The sequence below is a fragment of the Lentzea roselyniae genome (genome assembly GCF_039537795.1).
GTDB classification, from domain to species: domain Bacteria; phylum Actinomycetota; class Actinomycetes; order Mycobacteriales; family Pseudonocardiaceae; genus Lentzea; species Lentzea atacamensis.
The window spans coordinates 321,832-336,490 of record NZ_BAABBE010000003.1; the positions used below are offsets into that span (position 1 = coordinate 321,832).

At 68.9% G+C, this 14,659-nt stretch carries 13 protein-coding genes; 9 read left to right on the plus strand and 4 right to left on the minus strand.

The window, feature by feature from the left end:
- Window positions 1-3: 3 nt before the first annotated feature.
- Complete coding sequence (locus ABFX45_RS06990) at window positions 4-549, minus strand: helix-turn-helix domain-containing protein (RefSeq protein WP_346128440.1); 546 nt, start codon at window positions 547-549, stop codon at window positions 4-6.
- A gap of 30 nt (window positions 550-579) precedes the next feature.
- On the opposite strand from ABFX45_RS06990, the gene ABFX45_RS06995 reads away from it, so the two are divergent.
- Window positions 580-966: a hypothetical protein gene (locus ABFX45_RS06995; protein WP_109640190.1), complete on the plus strand. Its 387-nt coding sequence runs from the start codon at window positions 580-582 to the stop codon at window positions 964-966.
- 32 nt (window positions 967-998) lie between these two features.
- Here the strand turns inward: ABFX45_RS06995 and ABFX45_RS07000 are convergent, their stop codons facing one another.
- Complete coding sequence (locus tag ABFX45_RS07000) at window positions 999-1,868, minus strand: DUF4231 domain-containing protein (RefSeq protein WP_109640189.1); 870 nt, start codon at window positions 1,866-1,868, stop codon at window positions 999-1,001.
- A gap of 255 nt (window positions 1,869-2,123) precedes the next feature.
- Between ABFX45_RS07000 and ABFX45_RS07005 the strand changes: the two genes are divergently transcribed.
- The 5 genes from ABFX45_RS07005 to ABFX45_RS07025 are packed head-to-tail and all read left to right on the plus strand — an operon-like array spanning window position 2,124 to window position 8,740.
- Window positions 2,124-5,003, plus strand: a complete 2,880-nt coding sequence (locus ABFX45_RS07005) for an alpha-L-fucosidase (protein WP_346128443.1) — start codon at window positions 2,124-2,126, stop codon at window positions 5,001-5,003.
- Between the two features lie 45 nt (window positions 5,004-5,048).
- Window positions 5,049-5,999, plus strand: coding sequence for an ankyrin repeat domain-containing protein (locus ABFX45_RS07010; RefSeq protein ID WP_346128445.1), 951 nt, complete (start codon window positions 5,049-5,051; stop codon window positions 5,997-5,999).
- The gene (locus ABFX45_RS07015) at window positions 5,996-6,949 is read left to right on the plus strand and encodes an ankyrin repeat domain-containing protein (protein ID WP_346128447.1); all 954 of its coding nucleotides are present in this window, start codon (window positions 5,996-5,998) and stop codon (window positions 6,947-6,949) included. Before ABFX45_RS07010 ends, ABFX45_RS07015 begins: the two co-directional genes overlap by 4 nt.
- A complete protein-coding gene (locus ABFX45_RS07020) occupies window positions 6,946-7,902 on the plus strand; it encodes an ankyrin repeat domain-containing protein (RefSeq protein ID WP_346128449.1) in 957 nt (318 codons plus the stop codon). Before ABFX45_RS07015 ends, ABFX45_RS07020 begins: the two co-directional genes overlap by 4 nt.
- Before the next feature lie 7 nt (window positions 7,903-7,909).
- Window positions 7,910-8,740 (plus strand): oxygenase MpaB family protein, encoded by an 831-nt coding sequence (locus ABFX45_RS07025; RefSeq protein WP_109640186.1) that lies wholly within the window; start codon window positions 7,910-7,912, stop codon window positions 8,738-8,740.
- Here the strand turns inward: ABFX45_RS07025 and ABFX45_RS07030 are convergent.
- Window positions 8,730-9,494: an alpha/beta fold hydrolase gene (locus tag ABFX45_RS07030; RefSeq protein ID WP_109640185.1), complete on the minus strand. Its 765-nt coding sequence runs from the start codon at window positions 9,492-9,494 to the stop codon at window positions 8,730-8,732. The two genes, ABFX45_RS07025 and ABFX45_RS07030, sit on opposite strands and share 11 nt — an antisense overlap.
- Before the next feature lie 97 nt (window positions 9,495-9,591).
- On the opposite strand from ABFX45_RS07030, the gene ABFX45_RS07035 reads away from it, so the two are divergent.
- The 3 genes from ABFX45_RS07035 (at window position 9,592) to ABFX45_RS07045 (ending at window position 13,915) form a co-directional block, all read left to right on the plus strand.
- Window positions 9,592-11,076 carry a chitinase gene (locus ABFX45_RS07035; protein WP_346128451.1) on the plus strand — a complete coding sequence of 495 codons (1,485 nt, stop codon included), beginning with the start codon at window positions 9,592-9,594 and terminating at the stop codon, window positions 11,074-11,076.
- Between the two features lie 142 nt (window positions 11,077-11,218).
- On the plus strand, window positions 11,219-12,544 hold the full coding sequence (locus tag ABFX45_RS07040) for an FG-GAP repeat domain-containing protein (protein ID WP_346128453.1): 1,326 nt from the start codon (window positions 11,219-11,221) through the stop codon (window positions 12,542-12,544).
- Between the two features lie 33 nt (window positions 12,545-12,577).
- Entirely contained in the window at window positions 12,578-13,915 is a 1,338-nt protein-coding gene (locus ABFX45_RS07045) for a glucosaminidase domain-containing protein (protein ID WP_346128455.1), read from the plus strand.
- 53 nt (window positions 13,916-13,968) lie between these two features.
- On the opposite strand, the gene ABFX45_RS07050 is transcribed toward ABFX45_RS07045, so the two are convergent.
- Window positions 13,969-14,610: a thiaminase II/PqqC family protein gene (locus ABFX45_RS07050; RefSeq protein ID WP_112229564.1), complete on the minus strand. Its 642-nt coding sequence runs from the start codon at window positions 14,608-14,610 to the stop codon at window positions 13,969-13,971.
- Between the last annotated feature and the right edge of the window lie 49 nt (window positions 14,611-14,659).

Genomic DNA, 14,659 nt, shown 5'->3' on the forward strand with positions numbered 1-14,659 from the left:
ACGTTAGTGCTTCGGATACTCCAGCACCAGTACCGAGCTGACTTCTCCGCCGACCGTCTCGTACAGGTGCGGGGCCGAGCCGGGGAAGCACACGTAGTCGCCGGGCCCGAGCTCGTACGGCGCCTCGGTGGGCCCCACCCGCAGCTGACCGCTCGTGACCAGCACGTGTTCCTTGCCCGGGTGACCTTCGCTGGTCTGGGTGGCACCAGGCCTCACGCGCTGGTCGTAGATCTCGATGACTGTGTCGGCGATGTCCATCCGCCGCATGAGCCGCAGGTCGACGGCGTTGCTGCTGAGCACCTCGACGTCCCTGGCCCGCACCAGCACGACGTCCGGCGGGGGCCGCTCGGTCACCAGCTCCGACACGGGCACGTCCAAAGCGTTCGACAAACTGAACACTGTTTCGATCGTGGGGTTGCCGGAGCCGCTCTCCAGCTGGGACAGCGTGCCCTTGGCGATGGACGACCGCCGCGCGAGCTCCGACAGTGACAACCCGCGCTGTTCCCGGAACGCCCTGATGTTGGCGCCAAGCACCTGACCCGCACTCATAGCCAGTGATCGTTGCATAGGCTTGCGCCCATGACTGCGTACACGGAGGCGGAGGGGCAGACCCTCCGCACGGCCGTTTTCGGTGCCATGGTGCTGGTGTCCACGGCGGACCCCGGCTCGGTCGACGAGGAGAGCCACGCCGGCATCAGGGCCACGACCCTGCTCCCGGACGACCTGCGCGCCGTCATCGCCGCCGCCCCGCCCTCGCTGCCCCGCGGGTCGGCGTCCGATGTGGAGGCCGGCGTCCTCGCCGCCCTGAAGGACGCCGTCCGGATCATCCACGCCCACGAACCGCGTGACGTCGAGATCTTCCGCGCCGCCGTGACGGAGATGTGCCGCTCGGTGGCGGGCGCGGACGGCGAGGTGGCCTCGACCGAGAGGGAGATGGTGACCAAGGTCGTCGACGCCCTGGCCTGAGCGCCAACGACGGGGGAGAACGCGACCTGGTCTCAGGCGGCGCTCGGCTGAGACGCCATCCAGGTGGTGTTCTCCTTCCGGAAGGACTCCTCCGCGTCCAGCACCGAGTTCGCCCACTGGTCCTCCGGCACGTCGGCGAGCTGGTCGGACACGTACGCCAGCCCGTTCGCCGCCGTCGAGTACGTCAGCCGCAGCTTCTCGTACTGCCGCAGCCCGAGCCACGCCGCGCCGCTCGCGACGATGGCGGCCATCACCCCGGAGATGTCGACGTCCCAGACGCCGAAGCCCCTGCCCGCGGCCAGCACGATGGCGATCAGCTCGCCGGTCAGCAGCAGGGCGCGGAACCGGTTCGCGCGCTGCTGGTGCTGGTTCGCGCTGTCGGAGTACCACCGCTGCTGGTTGCTGATCCGCTCGTCGAGGTAGGTCTGCCGGCGTTCGTCCAGCGACCTGGTCCGCAGCTCGGCCATCCTGGTCGTCGCCTGGCGACTCACGCTGTGGAACGTCATGCCCGCGCCGTCGCGCGCCACGATCTCGTTGACCCGCCGCTGGAACAGCTTCCTGGCCTCGGCCAGCGGCATGCTCGCCGGGAACGGGTGGCCACCCACCGTGAACCGCCACGCGAGCGACTTGATGTCCTCGGCGATCGTGCGGCCCGCGGTCCAGTCGCGTTCCGGGCGGCGGGTCCACAGCATGATCTCCGCGTACAGCGCCGCCAGGAAGCCGAGCAGCGCGACCAGCGCCCAGACGTCGAACCGCCCGAGCTTCCAGCTCAGTGCGCCGCCGAGCGCCGCCACCACGGCGCTGACCAGCCGCAACTTGCTCAGCCGGAAGGTCATCCGCTGGCCGCGTCGCGCGATGTCGTCCGCGTCGTGGAAGACGGTCGGGAAGTCCTCCTCGATCATGTGCCTGTCGTATCACGCTTCGGTCCCTGAAGGAGGGGCTTGCCCGCACGATGCAAGGGTGTTCACCCGGACAGCGGCTGGGCGCGATGACCTCGAGCGGTTCGCGAAGCCACCCTCAAGGCCGATCCGGCCGGACAGGTGTGGTAGTGCTCCGATGAGTCCTGGCAACGCAGGCGTAACGGAGGCTTGACCCACGTACATCCGGTTGTAATCATCGGATCTCTCGCCGCCGCCCCGACGAGAAAAGCGATGGTCATGGCACTACGACGTTTGTGTGTGGCCGTGGTGGCCGCGCTGCTCGCTGGCCTGGTCACGGTCGCCCTGCCGGTCGCCGCGCAGGCCGAGGTACAACATCCGAGACAGGAGTGGCTGCGCAAGTCCACCGCCGGTCTCTTCCTGCACTGGGGCATGTTCACCGCCCCGAAGCACCTGAACTGCGCCGAGTGGGAGCGCGACGTCACCGGCGGAGGGTGGACCCCCGACTACTGGATCGACGAGGCGCGCAAGCTCGGCGCCTCCTACGTCGTGCTGGCGACGTTCCACTCGCGGCTCGGCTACGCGCGGCCGTGGCCGTCGAAGATCCCCGGCAGCTGCGCCACGCAACGCGACCTGCTCGGCGAGCTGGTCAAGGCGGGCAAGGCCAAGGACGTCAAGGTCATCCTCTACATGACAGACGACCCGCAGTGGCACAGCGAGCAGGGCGTGCAGATGCTCGACTCAGCGGCCTACTCGGCGCACAAGGGCGAGACCGTCGACCTGACGACGCGCGAGGGCTTCGGCAAGTACAGCTACGACCTCTTCTTCGAGGTCATGAAGAACTACGACGACCTCGCGGGCTTCTGGATCGACAACGACAACGAGTACTGGGAGCGCAACAAGCTCTACGAGCAGATCCGGCAGCTGCGGCCCACCTGGTTGTTGAGCAACAACAACGAGGACACGCCCATCATGGACACGGTCTCGAACGAGCAGAAGACCGGCATGTTCCCGTCCTACGACTACCCGGCGGCGACGTTCACGCCGATGCCGCGCCTGTCCGAGGCCTGCTACAAGCTGCCCAACACCGGCGACTGGTGGTACGACGGCGGCAACCACGCCGTCGACACGCGCCTGAACACCGGCCGCTACATCACCAACGCGGGCTCCTCGATCAAGTCGCTCATGGCCGAGACGCCGATGGTGAACGGCCGCATGCCCGCGCAGCAGGAGGCGTACAACAACTTCATGTCCACCTGGGTGCCGCCGATCCGCGAGTCGATCCAGGGTGTCGAGGGCGCCGGGTACATGTACGGCGGCATGCAGCCGGGGTTCTGGAACGACGGCGCGCACGGCGTGATCACCATCAACCCGGCCACGGGCAAGCAGTACGTGCACGTGGTGACGCGGCCGCGTGCCGACTTCGTCCGCCTGCGGGACAACGGGTACCGGGTCACCGGTGTGAAGGACCTGCGGACGGGTGAGCGGATGCGCTTCTCGCAGTCCGCCGGGCACCTGACGATCGAGGGCATCACGAAGTGGGACGAGTACGACACCGTGTTCGCGGTGGAAACCAGTGGCCGGCAAGGATTCCACACCGGCGTCAAGGCGTTCGCGACGTCCTCCAAGGACGGTTTCCCGGCATCGAACCTGACCGACGGCAGCTTCGAGAAGTACTGGGACGCAGGCGCGGCCCAGCCCGTTTCGATCTCGCTGGACCTGGGACGGCGCAAGGAGGCCTCGTTCCTCGCGATCAACCAGCGCGAGTCGTCCCCCACGCACGCCCGCGTGTCGTTCGGCCGGCCGGAGGACTCGTCGCGAATCAAGGACTACCAGCTGACGGCTTCTGACGACGGCCGCAACTGGTGGCACGTCCGCAGTGGCGCACTGCCCTCCGCGCGCGGCACGCAGTTCATCGACATCGGCTCGACGAACGCTCGCTGGCTGCGCCTGACGGTGCTGGGCACGTGGGGCGGGCCGCAGGCACCGGTCTACTTCAAGGAACTCAAGATCGACGAGATCCGCGTCGGCCACAGCTACCCGCGGTCTCTCTCCGGCGGTGCGCTGGAGGCCGAGAACGCGTCGCGGTCCGGTGCGGTGCGCGTTGAGCCCTGCGAGGCCTGTTCGGGCGCGCGTCAGGTGACCGGGCTCGGCGGCGGAGAGCGCAACGCCGTGACCTATCGCGATGTTTCCGTTGCCACGGCCGGTACCTACAACCTGCAGCTGTCGTTGACGTCTGCCGCCGCTTCGTCCGTCTCGGTGTCGGTGAACGGTGCGGCGCCGGTGGCCGTCGCGGTGCCCGCGGATCGGTCCGACGTGCCGGACCCGACGTCGATCGCCGTGCCGTTGAACGCGGGCCGCAACACGGTCCGGGTGTTCGGCACGGGCAAGGCGCTCGGCCTGGACCGGATCTCGGTGGGCGGACTGCCGCCTTCGAACTACACGCCGAAGACGACGCTGACCGTGCAACCCCATGGCGTGCAATGGGTCGCGTCAGGCCAGCAGTCCGTGAAGATCACGGCACGGCTGCGCCTGGACGCCGACGACCAGATCGACAACGTGTCGCTGGCGCCCGTGGTTCCCGCCGGGTGGACGCTGACCGGTGCGCCCGCTGTGCGGTCGTCGATGCGGCTGGCCGGTGTGCTGGAAGGCGTCTGGACCGCCGTGTCTCCCGCCGGGCAGGACGTGGGCTCGGTCAGCATCCCGGTGACCGCGTCGTTCCAGCTGCTGGGCTCCGACCGCAAGGTGTCGGGTGCGGTGCCGGTGCGGACTCGTCCCGCGGACCGCGTGTTCGTGCGCGAGGCGGAGGACTCGGCGAACTCGTTCGGCAGCACCGGGTTGACCGGGTGCGGGGCGTGCTCGGGCGGGGAGAAGGTGCGCAACATCGGCGGCGGCCCGGACGCGTCGGTGACCTTCCCGAACATCAACGTGCCCGCGGGCACCTACAGGTTGTTCATCCAGTTCACGGTGAACGGGCCGCGGTCGTACTTCGTCTCCGTGAACGGCGGCGCGCCGGTCGAGGTCAAGCTGAACGGGGTCGGCAACAACACCCCGTACGTGGCCGAGATTCCGGTGACGCTGAACGCCGGGCCGAACACGATCAAGTTCGGCAACGACGGTGCCGGGGCGCCTGACCTCGACCAGATCGCGCTCGGCTGATCCTCCTGCGCACGGCACCCCGCCACTCGGTAGGGTGCCGTGCTCATGGGGGCGGAACACGAGGGATGGCAAGGTTTCCAGCACACCGGGTGGGCCAGTCTGGAAGCGGTGCGCGAACGGCTCGACGCCGGGGCCGACCCGAACGTCGGCTGGCACTGGATGCCACCGCTGCACGACGCGGCCGAGAACGGCACGCCCGAGGTGGTGGCCGAGCTGGCCGCCCGCGTCGACGACGTCGACGTGCTCGTGGACGGCCGCTCGGCGCTGTGGCGGGCGGTGCACGCCGGCAAGCCCGGCAACGCCCAGGCGCTGCTGGACGCTGGCGCGGATCCGGTGCGCCCCATGATGTCCGGCTGGTCGCCTGCCAGGCTGAGCCTGGTGACCGGGAACGTCATCCCGTCCGGCGAGGTGCTCACCGAGCAGGAGCGGGCGTTGATCGCCGATCGCGACCGGATGATCGCAGCGATCGGCGACTTCCCGGAGTACGACGGTTTCAGCATCGCCTGCGTCGGCGGGATCGACGCGGCGGAGGCGACCCGCAGGCTGAATGCGTACGTCGTGCCGGACGACGAGCTGCCGGACCTCGGCGACTGGTACGAGGAGCCGTTCGAGGACGACACGGAGCTGGCCATGGGCGTGACGGACGTGCCGGGCGGCTGCGTCGTGGTCCAGCCCTGGTACTTCAACGCGTCCAGCACGGACGTGATGCGCCGGCTGTCCGCGGGCACGGTCGCGTACGGCATGTACGCGAACCCCAAGAGCGGCGACCAGGGCAGCAGCCACCGCGACGGCGAGGTCGTCGGATGGGACCTGCATCCGGGAGGTGCTCCCGCGGAGGACGACGGCACGCCCGGGGTGCTGCTGGCACACCTGTACGACGGTGAGGCCGTTGCCTACTGCTGCGCCTACGCGGGGCTGCGGCCGGTGGACAACAAGGCGTTCACGGAACCGGATCGGTGGCTGCTTCTGCCCGACATCGACTTCTGGCGCTCATGACGGACGGCTGGCGCGGTTTTCCGAGCACCGGCTGGCAGAGCGTGGACGCCGTGCGGCGCAGGCTCGACGCGGGCGCGGACCCGAACACCGGGCCGTTCTGGATGACGCCGCTGCGCTCGGCGGTCGAGTTCGGCACGGCCGAGGTGGTGGCGGAGGTGGCCGCGCGCGTCGACGACGTCGATCAGCTCGACGACGGCCGCAGCGCGCTGTGGCAGGCCGTGTACGAGGGCAAGGCCGACATCGCGCGGGCGTTGCTGGCCGCGGGGGCGGATCCGTCGCGGCCGATGATGTCCGGCTGGTCGCCCGCCCGGCTGAGCCTGGTGACCGGGAACGTCATCCCGTCCGGCGAGGTGCTGACCGACGACGAGGAGGAGCGGGCGGTCCGCGAGTGCGGCAGGCTCACCCTCGCCCTGAAGGGGTTCCGGCACTACGACGGTTACAGCATCGCGTGCGTCGCCGGTGTCGACGCCGAGGAGGCGACGCGCAGGCTGAACGCGACAGTGGTGCCCACGGCCGAGGTTCCACCCGAGGTTCCGGCAGGGGACTGGTGGCCCGCTCCGTTCGGCGAGGACACCGAGCGCGCCCTCAGCGTCACGGACGTCCCCGGCGGGTGCGTTCTGGTGCAGCCCTGGTACTTCAACGCTCAGACGCCGGTGGTGATGAAACTGCTGTCGGCGGGGACGGTCGCGTACGGCATGTACGCGAACCCCAAGAGCGGCAACCAGGGCAACATCCATCGCGACGGCCAGACCGTCGGGCGGGACCTGCATCCCGGCGGCGGCCCGGGCGAGCGGGACAGCACCTTCGAGGTGCTCCTGGCGTATCTCTACGCACACAAGGCCGTCGCCTACTGCTGTGCCTACGTGGGCCTGAGGCCGAAGAACGACAAGGCGTTCACCGATCCGGATCGGTGGCTGCTTCTGCCCGACATCGACTTCTGGCGCTCATGACGGACGGCTGGCGCGGGTTTCCGAGCACCGGCTGGCAGAGCGCGAACGCCGTGCGGCGCAGGCTCGACGCGGGCGCCGACCCGGACGGCGGCGTCCACGGGACGACGCCGCTGCACCTGGCGGTGGAGCACGGCACGGCGGAGGCGGTCGCGGAACCGGCTGCCCGCGCCCGGCACGTCGACGCGATCAACCGCGGCCGGACGCCGTTGTGGCAGACCGTGCAGGAGGGCAAGCCCGGCCTCGCACGGGTGTTGCTGGCGGTGGGCGCCGATCCGTCGCGGCCGATGATGTCCGGCTGGTCGCCCGCCCGGTTGAGCCTGGCGACGGACCACGTCATCGCGTCCGGCGAGGTGCTGACCGAGCAGGAGCAGGCGGCGGTCGATGTGCGCGACGGCCTCCTCGCGGCGGAGGAAGGGTTTCCGCACTACGACAACTACACCGTCGTGTGTGTGGCGGACATCGACGCGGCCGAGGCGATCCGCAGGCTGAACGCCGCTGTGGTCCCGCGGACGAGGTACCGGACACCGTGCCGGCGGGGGACTGGTTCCCCGTGCCGTTCGGCGAGGACACGGACTTCACCCTCAGCGTCACCGGCGTGCCCGGCGGGTGCGTGCTGGTGCAGCCGTGGCACTTCAACCTGCAGCTGCCCGAGTTCATGGAACGGCTGTCGGCGGGGACGGTCGCGTACGGCATGTACGCCAACCCCAGCAGCGGCAAGCAGGGGGTGCGTCTACCGCGACGGCAGGGCGGTCGACGGAGACCTGCATCCCGGCGGCGGTCCGAACGAGCACACCGACACCGACGCGTACCTGGTGCTGCTGGCGCACCTCTACGAGGATCACGCGGTGACGTACTGCTGCGCGTTCGCGGGCGTGCGGCCGCCGGACAACAAGACGTTCACTGAGCCGGACCAGTGGATTCGTCTTCCCGGTCTCAGCAACGGTCGCGCATGATGGGCAGATGCTGGAGGCACTGCGGCGTCAGCTGAGTGACGGCCTGTTCGAGAAGGTCGCGGGTCCCGAGCGCGAGAAGCACGCGCGGCGGATCCACGACGCGCCCGGTCCGCGCCTGTTCGCCGAAGACCGGCCGATCCGGCACGTGCACGCCGATCACGCCATGTTCATCGGCGGGCTGCGGGCGTTGCTGCTGCAGTCGCTGCACCCGCTGGCGATGGCGGCGGTCGCGCAGCACTCCGACTACCGCACCGATCCGTGGGGACGGTTGCAGCGCACCAGCCTGTTCGTCGGGGTGACCACCTACGGAACGGTCGAGGACGCGCACAAGGCGATCGAACGGCTGGGCCGCGTGCACGCGCACATCCACGGCACCGCGCCGGACGGCCGTGAGTACCGCGCCGACGACCCGCACCTGCTGGGCTGGGTGCACGTGGCCGAGGTCGACAGCTTCCTGCGTTGCCACCAGAAGTACGGCGAGCAGCCGCTCGACGACTACGACGGGTACGTCGCCGACATGGCGGTGATCGCGGACGCGATGGGCATCCCGGACCCGCCGCGCACGACCGCTGAGCTCGAAGCGCGGCTGAACGCCTACCGGCCCGAGCTCAAAGGCACCCGCGAGGCCAGGGAGGCGGCACGGTTCCTGCTGCTCAAGGCGCCTCTGCCGGTACTGGCGATAGGCCCGTACGCGATCCTCTCGGCGAACGCGGTGGCCAGCCTTCCGATGTGGGCGCGGATGCCGTTGCGGCTGCCGTACCTGCCGATCGCCGAGGCCACCGGCGTGCGGTTCGCGGGCCACGCGTTGATGCGCGGCCTGCGGTGGGTCACGAGCTGAGGAAGTCCATCACCAGCGGCGTCGCGATGTCGCGGAACTCCTCGAAGTAGCCGTGCCGCGCGCCCTCGATGAGGTGCGTGTCCGCGCCCGGGATCCGGGACGCGATGAGCTCGGCGTTGGCCGTCGGGTTGAAGACGTCCTCGGTCCCGTGCACCACCAGCGTCGGCGCGGTGATCGACGGCAGCACGTCCCACGCGTCGTGCTCGCCGCTCGCGAACAGGTGCAGCTTGCGCGCGTACGGCGGCATCCGCGGGTCGCCGAGTGTGTTGTACGGGCCGCTGTAGGCAGGCGTGTACATCAGGTCGATCAACGCCTGGCGCGCCTTCTTCTGGTCGACCTGCGCCAACGACCTGCGCACCTCGGCACTGCGTTCGACGGCGTGCGGCCCGCCGGGCGACGTGCAGCCCAGCACCAGCCGGTCGACGCGGTCGCCGTGGGAGGCGGCGATCCACTGCGCGATCCGGCCGCCCATCGACGTGCCGTAGACGTGGGCCCTGCCGATCCCGGCGTCGTCGAGGATCGCGACGCAGTCCGACGCGAAGAGCCGCGTGCTGTACGGGGATTCGGGCTTGTCGCTGGAACCGGTTCCGCGGTGGTCGGTGACGATCGTCGTGAACCGCGCGGCGAACGACGGCAGCACCTGGTTCCACCAGCGCGACGAGTTCGACTGGCCCGCGATCAGCAGCAGGGGAGGCCCCGAGCCCTCGACCGAGTAGTGGAGCGCGGTTCCGTCGGCGGCACGAGCGTGGGGCACGACCGGGCAGTCTAGAACCTTGACTCCGAGGTAGATGGTCTAGTCCAATTCCAGGAGACCCCCTGCCGGCCGCCAACGCGTGTGGGATGGAGCAGCCATGTTGTTGTTCGCTCGAATAAGCGCGGTGGCCGCACTGGTGCTCGGCACCGTGATCGTGAGCCTCGCCCCTGCCAGCGCCGCCGGTGTCACGGCGACGTTCTCCAAGCAGTCCTGGGACACCGGGTACACCGCCACGGTGACGATCAAGAACGAGACCAGCGCGGCCATCAGTTCCTGGAAGGTCGAGTTCGACTACCCGGCGTCCACGTCCGTCGGCGCCTACTGGGACTCGCTGCTCACCAAGAGCGGCAACCACTACGCGTTCGTGAACCGCGAATACAACGGCTCCGTCGCGCCCGGCGCCAGCGTCACGTTCGGCTACAACGCTAGCGGCATCGCCGACCCGGTCAACTGCACGATCAACGGCGCGGCCTGCACCGGTGGCACCCCGCCGACGACAACGACGACAACGACGACGACCACCACCACCACGACCACCACGACTACGACCGGACCTCCGCCCACCGGCAGCCTGCCGCGCAAGGTGCTCGTCGGCTACCTGCACGCCAGCTTCGCCAACGGCTCCGGGTACATCCGCATGCGGGACGTGCCGGACGAGTGGGACGTCATCAACCTGTCGTTCGCCGAGCCCACCAGCTCGACCTCGGGTGAGCTGCGGTTCACCCGATGCCCGGTCGCGGAGTGCCCGAACGTCGAGTCCGAGGCCGAGTTCATCGCGGGCATCAGGGCCCAGCAGCAGAAGGGCAAGAAGGTCCTGATCTCCATCGGCGGCCAGAACGGCCAGGTGCGGCTGGAGACCGCGGCGGCGCGCGACGCGTTCGTGCGGTCGGCGTCCGCGATCATCGACAAGTACGGCCTGAACGGTCTCGACGTCGACTTCGAGGGCCACTCGCTGTCGCTGAACGCCGGCGACACCGACTTCAGGAACCCGACCACACCGGTGATCGTCAACCTGATCTCGGCGCTGCGCTCGCTGAAGTCCCGCTACGGAGCCGGCTTCGTGCTGACCATGGCACCGGAGACGTTCTTCGTGCAGGTCGGCTACCAGTTCTACGGCGGCGCGGGCGGCGGTGATGCTCGCACGGGCGCGTACCTGCCGGTGATCGAAGCGATGCGCAACGACCTGACGCTGCTGCACGTCCAGCACTACAACTCGGGCCCGGTGATGGGCCTGGACAACCAGTACCACTTCATGGGCGGCTCGGACTTCCACATCGCGATGGCCGACATGGTGCTCGCCGGGTTCCCGGTGCGCGGTGACACGTCGAAGGTCTTCGCGCCGCTGCGCCAGGAACAGGTGGCGATCGGACTGCCCGCGTCCGTCAACGCGGGCAACGGGTTCACGTCCGTCGCCGATGTCCACACCGCGCTGAACTGCCTGACGAAGGGCACGAACTGCGGCAGCTACAAGCCGAAGGGCGTGTACCCGAACCTGCGCGGCCTCATGACGTGGTCGATCAACTGGGACAAGTTCAACAACTACGAGTTCTCCAAGGCACACCGGGCCTATCTGCCCAGGTAGTTCGCTTTGCAGGTCGCCTGCAGACCATCTGCAGGCGACCTGGAGCGATCTTGCAGACGAGTCGCCCATTGTTGTTCCCAGCGAGGCGGTGCCAGGGACACCGGCCTCGGAACTGGGGAAACAAGAGGACTGGGGACTCGAAATGATGATTCGCACCGCTTTGGCCGTCGCCGCTGTCTGCGCGGGGATCCTGGGGGCTCCCGGCGTCGCAACCGCCGCGGCCGACGACTTCAACGTCCTGCTGACGTGCGCCGACACCGGCCACAACCAGCAGATGACCCGCAGCCAGGTGCTGGCCAGGGCGCAGTCCTGGATCGACGAGAAGGTCACCTACAACCAGGGTGGCTGCTACACCAACAGGTTCGGCAACTACCGCAAGGACTGCTCCGGTCACGCCTCGATGGCGTGGGGCGCGAGGAGGTCCTTCACCACGAGCGACATCTCCATCATCTCGCACCACATCTCGTGGGCGGAGCTCAAACCCGGTGACGCGCTGAACCGGCCCGGCGAGCACGTCGCGATCTTCGAGCGCTGGGAGGACGCGGCGAAGACCCGCCCGGTCGTGCTCAACCACGGCGGCGACCCGGTCTACGCGCACCGCACCGTGTGGTCCGCGGCCTACGCGCGGACCTACCAGCCGATCCGCTACGACCACATCGTCGACGACGTGCCCGCGAACACCAACTCGTCGCTGACCGGTGACAACGCGCAGGAGATCGCGGCGGTCGCGGCCAACGGCGAGGTGATGGCGTGGCGCAACGCCCACGGCCTGTCCGCGGAACGGCCGTGGGACGCCAACGTCGTCATCGCGGCCGGCTTCACCAAGGAGAACCTGCGGTTCGCGGACGTCGACGGAGACGGCGACAAGGACACCCTCGCGGTCCAGGACGACGGCACCGTGAAGGCCTGGCGCAACGCCAAGGGCTGGGCGCCCGCGGCCGAGCTCTACGACGGCGACAAGCTGATCGCCGACGGGTTCTCCCGTGACAACACGTTCTTCGCCGACCTCAACGGCGACCGGCGTGCCGAGATCATCGCCGTGATGCCCAACGGTGACGTCATCGCGTGGCGCAACGCCACCGGCTTCGCGAACGAGCGGCCGTGGGAGGGTTCCGTGAAGATCGCGACCGGTTTCACCGCGGACAACCTGTTCTTCGCCGACCTCGACAACGACGGCCGCGCGGAGATCGCCACGGTCGCCGGCGACGGCGTGGTCAGGGCGTGGAAGAACGTGGGCGGCTTTGCGGAGTTCCCGTTCGCCGACGAGAAGAAGATCGCCACCGGCTTCACCAAGGACAACGTGCACTTCGGTGACATCAACGGCGACGGCCGCGCGGAGATCGTCACGGTCCAGGGCGACGGCAAGGCCGTGGCCTGGCAGAACAACCTCGGCCACGCCGACAACCCGTTCGGTGACTCGAAGGTCATCGGCGAGGGCTTCGGCAACGACAACATCTTCTTCCTCTAGCAGCCCGCGTTCGATCCAGAAGGGACAGTCGTCGTGAAGAAGCTCATCAGCGCGGGCCTGCTCGGACTGGCGCTCGCCACCACCGTCACCACGGGCACCGCACAGGCGAACCCCGACTTCATCGCCACGATCCTGCCGTACGCCCAGGCCCAGATGGCGCAGCACCAGATCCCGGCGAGCGTCTCGATGGGACAGGCCATCCACGAGTCCCGGTGGGGCCAGAGCGGCCTGGCCGTCAACGACAAGAACTACTTCGGCGTCAAGTGCACCAGCCCGACCTCGCCGGGGCCGATCGCGATCGGCTGCCGCGAGTACAGCACCACGGAGTGCGAACCGACCTGCCAGACCGTCAAGAGGTACTTCCGGATCTACCGCTCGATGGAGGACTCGTTCCGCGACTACGGCCGGATCCTCACCACGGTCGCCGCCTACCGGCCGGCGTTCCAGTACACGAACGACCCCGACCGGTTCGTCACGGAGATCGGCAACGTCTACGCGACGGACGGCAGCTACGGCCCCAAGGTCATCAAGATCATGCGGGACAACGACCTCTACCGCTTCAACTCGGGCGTGCCCGCGCAGTCCGGATCCTCGCTCACCGGTGACGGCAGGGCGGAGGTCGCGGCCGTGCTGGCCAACGGTGACGTGATGGCGTGGCGCAACGCCCACGGCCTGTCCGCGGAACGGCCGTGGGACGCCAACGTCGTGATCGCCACCGGTTTCACCAACGAGGAGCTGCGGTTCGCGGACGTCGACGGTGACGGCGACAAGGACACGATCTCGGTGCTGGCGGACGGCACGGTGAAGGCGTGGCGCAACGCCAAGGGTTTCGGGCCTGCGGCGGAGATGTACGACGGCGACAAGCTGATCGCCGACGGGTTCTCCCGTGGCAACACGTTCTTCGCCGACCTCAACGGCGACCGGCGTGCCGAGATCATCGCGGTGATGCCCAACGGTGACGTGGTGGCGTGGCGCAACGCGACCGGTTTCGCGAACGAGCGGCCGTGGGACGGTTCGGTGAAGATCGCGACGGGTTTCACCGCGGACAACCTGTTCTTCGGCGACCTGGACAACGACGGCCGTGCCGAGTTCATGACCGTGGCCGGCGACGGACAGGTGCGAGCGTGGAAGAACGTGACCGGCTTCGCGGAGTTCCCGTTCGCCGACGAGAAGAAGATCGGTGTCGGCTTCGCCAAGGACAACGTGCACTTCGGTGACATCAACGGCGACGGCCGCGCGGAGATCGTCACGGTCCAGGGCGACGGCAAGGTCGTGGCCTGGCAGAACAACCTCGGGTACGCGGACAGCCCGTTCGGTGACTCGAAGGTGATCGCGGAGGGCTTCACGAACGAAGGCCTGCACCTGGTCTGATCAACGCCGAACGAGAGCGGCACCTCACCCGAGGTGCCGCTCTTTCGCGCGGGTCACGCCAGGGTGGACCAGAACTCCAGCTCGTAGGCCTGCAGCAGGCGGCCGTAGCGCCATGCGTGCTTCGGCTGCCAGTTCGCGTCCAGCGCGGCCTGCACCGCCGCGATCGCGCGTTCTTCGAGCTGCGGGGCGGGCGTGGCGAAGAAGTCCACGAACGCGCACGCGTCGTCGTCGAACCCGTAGTGCTCGCGCAGGCCCTTGGCCATGCGGGCGCAGTAGCCGCCCCACGCGGTGAAGTTCGCGAGGATCGCGAGGATCACGTCGGTCGGTTCACCGTTGAGCGCCATCCACGCCTGGAACGCCGGGTAGGCCTGGCAACCGGGGTAGGGCTCGTAGCTCTGGAACTCCTTGGCCGACATGCCGGCGGCCTTCGCGAGCGGTTCCAGCATCGGCAGCACGAGCTCCTCGCCGCCCGCCAGCAAGGTGAAGAACGCCCGCGCGTTCGGTTCCTCCGCCTTCGCCGCGAGTGTGAGGAATGTTCGCCAGTCCGACGACACGATGTGGTTCTCTTCCGCGGCGAACGTCGCGATCACGGCGCGCGGCGCCTGACCGGTTTCGATCAGCTTGACCACGAGGTTGTCGTGCTCACCGGGGTGCAGCTCCGTCCGGATGCGCGTGACCAGCTCTTTTGCGTTCATGGGCACGATTCTTCCGCACGGCGGAAATCGTTCGCCAGACCGGCGCGCG

Excerpts from the sequence above, each read along its gene's own strand:
- ABFX45_RS07010 (WP_346128445.1), top strand. The coding sequence starts at position 5,049 with ATGGGGGCGGAACACGAGGGATGGCAAGGTTTCCAGCACACCGGGTGG.
- ABFX45_RS06990 (WP_346128440.1), bottom strand. The coding sequence starts at position 549 with ATGAGTGCGGGTCAGGTGCTTGGCGCCAACATCAGGGCGTTCCGGGAA.
- ABFX45_RS07035 (WP_346128451.1), top strand. The coding sequence starts at position 9,592 with ATGTTGTTGTTCGCTCGAATAAGCGCGGTGGCCGCACTGGTGCTCGGC.
- ABFX45_RS07040 (WP_346128453.1), top strand. The coding sequence starts at position 11,219 with ATGATGATTCGCACCGCTTTGGCCGTCGCCGCTGTCTGCGCGGGGATC.
- ABFX45_RS07000 (WP_109640189.1), bottom strand. The coding sequence starts at position 1,868 with ATGATCGAGGAGGACTTCCCGACCGTCTTCCACGACGCGGACGACATC.
- ABFX45_RS07025 (WP_109640186.1), top strand. The coding sequence starts at position 7,910 with ATGCTGGAGGCACTGCGGCGTCAGCTGAGTGACGGCCTGTTCGAGAAG.
- ABFX45_RS07050 (WP_112229564.1), bottom strand. The coding sequence starts at position 14,610 with ATGAACGCAAAAGAGCTGGTCACGCGCATCCGGACGGAGCTGCACCCC.
- ABFX45_RS07015 (WP_346128447.1), top strand. The coding sequence starts at position 5,996 with ATGACGGACGGCTGGCGCGGTTTTCCGAGCACCGGCTGGCAGAGCGTG.
- ABFX45_RS07020 (WP_346128449.1), top strand. The coding sequence starts at position 6,946 with ATGACGGACGGCTGGCGCGGGTTTCCGAGCACCGGCTGGCAGAGCGCG.
- ABFX45_RS06995 (WP_109640190.1), top strand. The coding sequence starts at position 580 with ATGACTGCGTACACGGAGGCGGAGGGGCAGACCCTCCGCACGGCCGTT.
- ABFX45_RS07005 (WP_346128443.1), top strand. The coding sequence starts at position 2,124 with ATGGCACTACGACGTTTGTGTGTGGCCGTGGTGGCCGCGCTGCTCGCT.